This is a genomic window from Geodermatophilus sp. CPCC 205506 (assembly GCF_051383635.1).
Taxonomy (GTDB): domain Bacteria; phylum Actinomycetota; class Actinomycetes; order Mycobacteriales; family Geodermatophilaceae; genus Geodermatophilus.
Genome location: NZ_JALPKP010000017.1, coordinates 95,633 through 104,423 on the forward strand (window position 1 = coordinate 95,633; position 8,791 = coordinate 104,423).

The following is an 8,791-nucleotide window of genomic DNA, read 5'->3' on the forward strand; positions in this document are numbered from 1 at the left end:
GTGTGAGCACCACCACCCCGCCCCCGGCCGGCGAGCTCGAGCTCGCGATCGGCGGCATGACGTGCGCCTCGTGCGCCGCCCGGATCGAGAAGAAGCTCAACCGGCTGGAGGGCGTCACCGCGACGGTCAACTACGCCACGGAGAAGGCGCGGGTCAGTTACGCCGGCGCGGTCACCCCCGCGGACCTGATCGCCACGGTCGAGAAGACCGGGTACACCGCGACGCTGCCCCGGCCCCGTCCCGAGGAGCGCCCGGCCGCGGACCCGCTGCGCACCCGCTTGGTGGTCTCCACCGTGCTCACCGTGCCGGTGGTGGCCATGGCGATGGTCCCGGCGCTGCAGGTCGAGTACTGGCAGTGGCTCTCGCTGACGCTGGCCGCCCCGGTGGTCGTGTGGGGCGGGCTGCCGTTCCACCGGGCTGCGTGGACCAACCTGCGGCACGGCGCCGCGACCATGGACACCCTCGTCTCGCTCGGCACCGGAGCGGCGTTCCTCTGGTCGCTGTACGCGCTGTTCCTGGGCACCGCCGGCGAACCCGGGATGCGACACCCCTTCGAGCTCACCATCGCCCGGAGCGACGGGGCCGCGACCATCTACCTGGAGGCCGCCGCCGGGGTGACCACGTTCCTGCTGGCCGGGCGGTTCGCCGAGGCGCGGTCCAAGCGGCGGGCGGGTGCGGCGCTGCGGGCCCTGCTGGAGCTGGGCGCCAAGGAGGTGTCGGTGCTCCGCGGGGGCGCCGAGCGGTGGGTGCCGGTCGAGCAGCTGGCGGTCGGCGACCTCTTCGTCGTCCGGCCCGGGGAGAAGATCGCCGCGGACGGCGAGGTGACCGAGGGCGCCTCGGCGGTCGACGCCTCGATGGTCACCGGGGAGTCGGTGCCGGTGGAGGTCGGACCGGGCGACGCCGTCGTCGGGGCCACCGTGAACGCCGGTGGCCGGCTGGTCGTGCGGGCCACCCGGATCGGCGCGGAGACCCAGCTCGCGCAGATGGCCCGGCTGGTCGAGGAGGCGCAGAACGGCAAGGCCGAGGTGCAGCGGCTGGCCGACCGGGTGTCCGGCGTCTTCGTGCCGGTCGTGCTGGTGCTGGCGGTGGCCACCCTCGGCTTCTGGGTCGGCGCCGGCGCGGGTCTCCCGGCCGCCTTCACCGCGGCCGTGGCCGTGCTGATCATCGCCTGCCCCTGCGCCCTCGGGCTGGCCACGCCGACCGCGCTCATGGTCGGCACCGGCCGCGGCGCCCAGCTCGGCATCCTGATCAGGGGGCCGGAGGTGCTGGAGTCCACCCGCGCCGTCGACACCGTCGTCCTGGACAAGACCGGCACGGTCACCACCGGCCGGATGACCCTGGTCGACGTCGTCCCGGCCGACGGCGAGGACCCCGACCGGGTGCTGCGGCTGGCGGGTGCCGTGGAGCACGGCTCGGAGCACCCGATCGCGCGGGCGGTCGCCGCGGCCGCCGCCGAGCGGGCCGGTCCGCTGCCGTCGGTCGACGGGTTCACCTCGCTCGAGGGGCTCGGCGTGCGCGGCGTCGTCGAGGGCGCCGCGGTGCTGGTCGGCCGGCCGCGCCTGCTGGAGTCCGTCGCCCTGCCGGTCGAGCTGGAGCGGGCCCGGGGAGCGGCCGAGGCCGACGGACGCACCGCCGTGCTCGTCGCGGTGGACGGCGCGGCGCGCGGGCTGCTGGTCGTCGCCGACGTGGTCAAGCCGACCTCGGCCGCCGCGGTTGCCCAGCTGCGCGGGCTCGGCCTGCACCCGGTGCTGCTGACCGGGGACAACGCGGCGGTGGCCCGCTCGGTGGCGGTGGAGGTCGGCATCGACGAGGTGGTCGCCGAGGTGCTGCCGCGGGACAAGGTGGCCGTAGTCCGGCGGCTGCAGGCCGAGGGCCGGGTCGTGGCCATGGTCGGCGACGGCGTGAACGACGCCGCGGCGCTGGCCGCCGCCGACCTCGGGCTGGCCATGGGAACCGGCACGGACGTCGCGATCCAGGCCTCGGACCTCACCCTGGTCCGCGGCGACCTCCGCGCGGCCGCGGACGCCATCCGGCTCGCCCGCAGCACGCTGGCGACCATCAAGGGCAACCTCTTCTGGGCGTTCGCCTACAACGTCGCCGCGCTGCCGCTGGCCGCCGCGGGGCTGCTCAACCCGATGATCGCCGGCGCGGCGATGGCGTTCAGCTCGGTCTTCGTGGTGACCAACAGCCTGCGGCTGCGCCGGTTCGCCCCGCTGCCGGGCAACGCCGACGCCACCACCGCCGTCCCCGCCTGACCGACTCGGACTCTCCGCGCCGCAAGTCCCCGCCGGGAGTCCGCGACCCTTCCGTCGGTTTCCGCGGGGACCGGCGGGGTCAGAGGGCGGGGAGGAGCAGGAGGGCGGTCGGCACCAGGAGGAGCAGGCCGGCCGACAGCAGCGCCGCCGCCCGCGCCCAGCCGGGCAGGGGGGACGGCGGTTCGAGCAGCCGCCGGACCCGCGCGCCGACCGCCCCGCCGGTCACCGCCAGCGCCCCGCTGGGCACCGCTCCCCCGGCGCCGCCGGCCGCGACGACGATCGCCTGGGCCAGCGTCCGCCGCGGCGCCGCCCCGCCGAGGGACCCCAGCGCGACGTCGTCGGCCCGCATCTCCACCAGCGCCCGCACCGCGGCGTGCGCTCGGGCGGCCGCGGGCAGCACCGGCAGCGCCGCCTCCCATGCCACGAACGGCAGCAGGTACAGGTGGTGGTGCTCGCGCAGGTGGGCGCGCTCGTGCGCGACGACGGCGGCCAGCTGGTCGGCGTCGAGCTCGGCGACCATCCCGGAGGAGAGCACCAGCAGCGGCCTGGCGCCGGGGATGCAGAAGGCCACCGGCGCGGGGTGCTCGAGCAGCCGCGCGTCGGGCACCGCGGCCGGGCGGACGACGAGCTCCAGCAGCTCCCGGTGGCGGCGGCGGGTGCGGGCGGTGCGCAGCCACGACAGCAGCAGGACGCCGACCAGCTCCGAGGCGAGCACCGCGGCGAGGGTCAGCGTGACCCAGTGGTCGCCGCGCACCGGGTCCGCCGCCGGGTGCCCGGTGAGCACCGACCAGCCCGCCTCCGGCAGCGAGTGACCCCACGGCGCGAGACCGTGCACGAGCAGCGCGCCGATGATGGACAGGCCACCGGCCAGCCCGATCGCCTGCCAGCAGACCAGCGCGACCAGCGGGTCGCGGCGCGGCCACCCGGCCCGGGCCAGCAGCGCCGGCACGGGCCAGGCCAGCAGCGCGGCCAGCACGGCGAGGGCGGCCGCGGTGGCGGGGAGCATGCTCAGCGCGCGGTGTCGGGACCCGCCCCGGCCAGGAGCTCGCGCAGCAGCCGCGCCTCGTCTGCGTCGACACCCCCGACGAACCGGGCCAGCGCCGCCTGCCGGTCACCGGCCTGCCCGAGCACCTCGTGCATGAGCTCGGCGGCGTGCTCCTCGCGGGTGGCCCGCGCCCGGAAGCGGCGCGGCCGGGCCTCGTCGTGGACGACGAAGCCCTTCTGCTCCAGCCGGCTGAGCACCGTGTGCACGGTCGTCAGCGCCAGGCCCCGGTCGGCCAGCCCGTCGCGCAGCTCGGTGGCCGCAACCGGACCGCCGGCCGACCACAGCCGCTCCATCACCGCCCGCTCCAGCTCGCCCAGCGACGCCACGGGTCCTCCTGTCCTGCGGATCACACGACCGTCTTCTACGTATCGTAGAACTTCGTCTTCTACCCGGCGTAGAAAGAAATCGACCGATCGTACGTCGCCCAGTGAGGAGAGCGGCCGTGGACGTCCTGGACGTGGCGCGCTGGCAGTTCGGGATCACGACCGTCTACCACTTCCTGATGGTCCCGCTGACCATCGGCCTGGGGATCCTGGTCGCGGTCATGCACACGATGTGGGTGCGGACCGACAAGCCCGAGTGGCTGCGGATGACCCGGTTCTGGGGCCGGGTCTACCTGATCAACTTCGTGCTCGGCGTCGCCACCGGGCTGGTGCAGGAGTTCCAGTTCGGCCTGGCGTGGAGCGAGTACAGCCGGTTCGTCGGCGACGTCTTCGGCTCGCTGCTGGCCCTCGAGGCGCTGCTGGCGTTCTTCCTCGAGTCGACCTTCCTCGGCCTGTGGATCTTCGGCTGGGGCCGGATCCCGAAGAAGCTGCACCTGGCCGCGCTCTGGGCCGCCGTCATCGGCTCGGTGGTGAGCGCGTACTTCATCATCGCGGCCAACTCGTGGATGCAGCACCCGGTCGGCGTCGCCGTGAGCGAGGACGGGCGGCCGGTCCAGGTCGACTTCCTCGCCGTCTTCACCAACAACACCGCACTGGCCGCGTTCAGCCACGCGATCGTCGCCGCGCTCATGGTCGCCGGCGCGCTGCTGGTCGGCGTCGGGCTGTGGCACCTGCGCCGCCGGAAGCTGGCGGACCGGCCGACCACCGACGTCGACCACGCCGTGTGGCGCCGGTCGGTGCGGCTCGGCGGCTGGGTGTCGCTGGCCGCCTTCGCCCTCGTCGCCCTCACCGGCGACTGGCAGGGCAAGCTCATGTACCAGCAGCAGCCGCTCAAGATGAGCTCCGCCGAGGCGCTGTGCGAGACCGAGGCGCCGGCCTCCTTCTCGATCTTCGCCTGGGGCAAGCTCGGCTCCAACGAGTGCGACGACGTGCACTCGATCACCGTGCCGTACCTGCTCTCCTACCTGGCCCACGGCGACTTCTCGACCGCCGTTCCCGGCGTGAACGAGCTGCAGGAGCGTTACGGCGAGGTCTACGGCGAGACCTACCCCGACGACCCGTCGCGCTTCGGCGCGCTGGCCGGCGAGGAGATCGACTACACGCCGCTGCTCGGGGTCACCTACTGGAGCTTCCGGCTGATGATCGGCATGGGCGCGGTGTCGGCCGGCGTCGCCGCCTACGCGCTGTGGGCTACGCGCAGGGGACGGGTGCCGACCTGGCGGATCGGCGTGTACGGCGCGCTGCTCGCCGTCGCCGCGCCGTTCGTCGCCAACGCGACCGGCTGGATCTTCACCGAGATGGGCCGCCAGCCGTTCGTCGTCTACCCCAACCCGGACGTGCCCGTCGACGAGCAGGTCTGGTTCTTCACCGCGCAGGCCGTCTCCCCCGGCATCAGCGCCACCGAGGTGTGGACGTCGCTGATCGCGCTGACCGCCGTCTACGGAGCGCTCGCCGTCGTCGAGCTGTGGCTGATCACCCGCTTCGTCCGCCGGGGCGTGACCACGGGGGACGGCGCGCCCACACCCGGACACCCGCCGGACGCCGACCGGCCGGCCGACCGCGACGACGACGTCCTCTCGTTCGCCTACTGAGCTGGAGCTGACCATGGACCTGCAGACCCTCTGGTTCGCCGCCGTCGCGGTGCTCTGGATCGGCTTCCTGCTGCTCGAGGGGTTCGACTTCGGCGTCGCCGCGCTGCTGCCGGTGCTCGGCCGCCGCCCCGCCGACCGCCACCTCCTGCTGCGGACCATCGGCCCGCTGTGGGACGGCAACGAGGTCTGGCTGATCACCGCCGTCGGCGCGGTGTTCGCGGCCTTCCCCGGCTGGTACGCCACCTGGCTGCCGGCGCTGTACCTGCCGTTCGTGCTCGTGCTGTTCGGGTTGATCATCCGGGCGGTCGCCTTCGAGTGGCGGCACTCGCACCACACCGAGGCCTGGGACGCGACGTGGACGCGGGTCATCACCGCCGGCTCGCTCATCGCCGCGGCCGGGATCGGTGCCGCGCTGGGTGCGACCACGCTGGGGCTGCCGATCGACGCCGACGGCTCCCGGGTGGGCGGCGCCCTGGCCGGGCTCGGGTGGCCGGCGCTGCTCGGCGCGGCCGCCGTCCTCGCGTTCTCGGTCGTGCACGGCGCGGTGTTCCTCGCGCTGAAGACCGACGGGCCGGTGCGGGTCGCCGCCCGCGCGTTCGCCCGGCGCTGGGCGCCGGTGGCCGCACTGCCGCTGCTGGCCTGGGCCGGGATCGCGCACCTGCGGTACGGCACCCCGGTCACCGCGGTGCTGTGGGCGGTCGCGGCGCTGGCCGTCGTGGTCGCGTGGGCGCGGCTGCGGGCCGGGCGGGAGGGGCAGGCGTTCGCGGCGTGGGGCGGGATGCTGGTCGCCGCCGCGGCGGCCGTCTTCGGAGCGGCGTATCCCGTCGTCGTCCCCTCGACGATCGATCCGGCGTTCGACGTCACGGTCACCGACGCCTCGGTGAGCGCCTACACGCTGACCGTCATGACGTGGGCGGCCGGGATCGGCCTGCCGGTGGTGCTCGGCTACCAGGCCTGGACCTACTGGGTGTTCCGCAAGCGGCTGACCGCCGAGCCGGTGCACGCATGAGCCGCGGGAGGCCCGCCCCGACCGGCGATTTCCGCGGAAACCGCCGGGGGCGCGGGCCGCTGGCGGCGCTGGCCGGCGTCCCGGGGCTGACCGCCGCGCTGGTCCGGCAGGCCGCCGTCGCGCTGGTGCAGACGGCGGGTCTCGTGCTGCTGGCCGCCGGGCTGGCGCACGCCGTCGCCCGCGCCGCCGGGCACGCCGACGGGCCGGTGGCCGCTCCGCTGCTGGTGGCCGCCGCCGGGGTCGCTCTGCGCGCGGTCACCGCGTGGGCCGGCGAGCTGCTCGCCGACCGCGACGCCTGCCGCGCCGAGGAGGAGCTGCGCGCCGCGCTGGTCGCCCGGCTCGCCGACTCCCCGGCCGCGGTGGCGGCGGCCGGCGGCCCCGGGCCGGCGGCGGTGCTGGCCACGACCCGGCTGGCCGACCTCGGTCCCGGGCTGGCGGCCCAGCTCCCGGCGCTGGCGCAGGCGCTCGTCGTCCCGCCGGCCCTGCTGGTCGTGCTGGCCTGGACCGACCTGCTCTCGGCCGTGCTGGTCGCGGTCACGCTGCCGCTGGTGCCGGTGTTCATGGTGCTGGTCGGCCTCACCACGCGGGACGGCACGACCGCCGCCGCCCGCGCCCTGGACCGCATCGCCGCGCACGTCGCCGAGCTGGTCCGCGGACTCCCGGTGCTGGTCGGGCTGGGCCGGGCCGCCGAGCAGGCCGCCACCCTGGCCGAGCTCGGCGAGGCGTCCCGACGCCGCACGCTGGCGACGCTGCGGCTGGCGTTCCTCTCCGCCCTGGTGCTGGAGCTGATCGCGACCCTCTCGGTCGCGCTGGTCGCGGTGACCGTCGGCCTGCGGCTGGTGCACGGCGACCTCGCGCTGGCCGTCGGGCTGACCGCGCTGCTGCTGGCGCCGGAGGCCTTCGCCCCGCTGCGCGCGCTCGGCGCCGCCCACCACGCCTCGGAGGACGCCGCCCTGGCCGCGGCCGAGGCGCGCACGGTGCTGGCCGCACCGGCACTCCCGCCGGTCATCCCCGAGCCGGCGGACGACGACCCGCGGGGTGCCGACGTCGCCGTCCGCGGGCTGACCGTGCGCCACCCCGGGCGGGCCGTCCCGGCGCTGCCGCCCGTGGACCTGGACGTCCGCCCCGGCGAGCTGGTCGCCGTCGCCGGGGCCAGCGGTTCGGGCAAGTCGACGCTGCTCGCCGTCCTGGCCGGGCTGCTGCCGCCGACGGCCGCGGTGGAGGGGACGGTGACCGGCGTCCCTGCCGGTGCGGTCGCGGTCGTGCCGCAGCACCCGCGCACCACCGGCGAGACGGTCGCCGACGAGCTCCGCCGGCACGCGGCCTCGGAGCCCGGGGTGGACGAGGTCGTGGGTGAGGCGTTCGCCGTCGACGCGCTGGCCCGGGTGGGAGCGGCCGAGCTCGCGGGCCGCAGCTGCGCCACCCTGTCCCCCGGCGAGCTGCAGCGCGTCGCGCTCGCCCGCGCGCTCGTGCGGATCCGCCGCGGAGCCCGCCTGCTGCTGCTGGACGAGCCGACCGCGCACCTGGACGACGCGGCCGCCGCACGGGTCTCCGCCGTGCTGGCCGCCCTGCGCGGCACGGTGACGATCGTCCTGGTCACCCACGACCCCGCCCTGGCCGCCCTCGCCGACCGGACGGTCACCCTCCCGCACGGGACCCTCCGCGCCGAGAGTCCGGACCATGACCGGACTTCCGGCGCGGAAAGTCCGCCCCCCGACCGGACTGACCGCCCTCTCCACGCCGAGAGTCCGGAGCTGCGCCCGCTCGGGTGGCCGCGGAGGGCGCTGGCGCGGGCGGTCGCCGCCGGCACCGCGTCGGCCGGCGCCGGGATCGCCCTGACCGCCGTCTCCGGCTGGCTCATCGTGCGCGCGGCGGAGATGCCCCCGGTGCTCACGCTCCTCGTCGCCATCGTGGGCGTGCGGGCGTTCGGGCTCGGCCGGGCCGGCCTGCGCTGGGTGGAGCGGATGACCGCGCACGACGCGGCGCTCCGCATGGCCGCCGACCTGCGGGTCGGGGTGTGGCGGGCGCTGGCCCGGCAGGGCATCGCCGCAGACCGGACGCCGGGCTCCGCCCTCGCCCGCGTCGTGGGGGACGTCGGCCTCGTGCAGGACCTCTCGGTGCGGGTGGTGCCGCCCGCCCTGGTGGCCGGCGTCGTCACCGCGGCCACGGCCGCCGCGCTGGCGCTGGTGTCGCCGGCCGCCGCGGGTGCGGCCGGGCTGGTGCTGCTGGCCACGGTCGCGACGGTCCTGGCCGTGCACCGGCGGGTGGACGCCGGCGCCGCCCGGGCCGAGGCCGAGCTGCGGATCGCCGCGCTGCGGGACACCACCACCGCGCTGGAGGGCGCGGCGGACCTCCGGGCGCACGGCCTCGCCGCCGCAACGGCGACCGACCTCACCGGCCTCGCGCGGCGCGGGTCGGCCGCGGCGCGGACCGGCGCCCGTGCCGCCGCGCTCGGCGCCGGTGCCGTGCCACTCGGGACCGGGCTGGCCGCGGTGGCAAGTCGGAGG

Annotated in this window: 6 protein-coding genes; 4 read left to right on the forward strand and 2 right to left on the reverse strand. The window is 76.6% G+C overall.

Going from position 1 to position 8,791, the window contains the following annotated elements; translation table 11 throughout:
* Nucleotides 1-2 precede the first annotated feature (2 nt).
* A complete protein-coding gene (locus MY520_RS11990; RefSeq protein ID WP_436692329.1) occupies nt 3-2,255 on the forward strand; it encodes a heavy metal translocating P-type ATPase in 2,253 nt (750 codons plus the stop codon).
* A gap of 79 nt (nt 2,256-2,334) precedes the next feature.
* Here MY520_RS11990 and MY520_RS11995 read toward each other — a convergent pair whose 3' ends face one another.
* Together MY520_RS11995 and MY520_RS12000 are read right to left on the reverse strand one after the other, a co-directional pair.
* Nucleotides 2,335-3,261: a M56 family metallopeptidase gene (locus tag MY520_RS11995; RefSeq protein WP_436692330.1), complete on the reverse strand. Its 927-nt coding sequence runs from the start codon at nt 3,259-3,261 to the stop codon at nt 2,335-2,337.
* Between the two features lie 2 nt (nt 3,262-3,263).
* The gene (locus MY520_RS12000) at nt 3,264-3,626 is read right to left on the reverse strand and encodes a BlaI/MecI/CopY family transcriptional regulator (protein ID WP_436692331.1); all 363 of its coding nucleotides are present in this window, start codon (nt 3,624-3,626) and stop codon (nt 3,264-3,266) included.
* A gap of 116 nt (nt 3,627-3,742) precedes the next feature.
* Here MY520_RS12000 and MY520_RS12005 point away from each other — a divergent pair, with 116 nt between their 5' ends.
* From MY520_RS12005 to MY520_RS12015, 3 genes are all read left to right on the forward strand, one after another.
* Nucleotides 3,743-5,275, forward strand: coding sequence for a cytochrome ubiquinol oxidase subunit I (locus MY520_RS12005; RefSeq protein ID WP_436692332.1), 1,533 nt, complete (start codon nt 3,743-3,745; stop codon nt 5,273-5,275).
* A 13-nt stretch (nt 5,276-5,288) separates the two neighbouring features.
* A complete protein-coding gene (gene cydB / locus MY520_RS12010; protein ID WP_436692333.1) occupies nt 5,289-6,284 on the forward strand; it encodes a cytochrome d ubiquinol oxidase subunit II in 996 nt (331 codons plus the stop codon).
* The coding region (locus tag MY520_RS12015) for an ATP-binding cassette domain-containing protein (RefSeq protein WP_436692334.1) at nt 6,281-8,791 on the forward strand (2,511 nt) is incomplete at its 3' end. The genes cydB and MY520_RS12015, both read left to right, overlap by 4 nt.

What these genes read in the sequence shown, in the direction of transcription:
- MY520_RS11995 (WP_436692330.1), bottom strand. Translation starts at nt 3,261, where the DNA reads ATGCTCCCCGCCACCGCGGCCGCCCTCGCCGTGCTGGCCGCGCTGCTG.
- cydB (WP_436692333.1), top strand. Translation starts at nt 5,289, where the DNA reads ATGGACCTGCAGACCCTCTGGTTCGCCGCCGTCGCGGTGCTCTGGATC.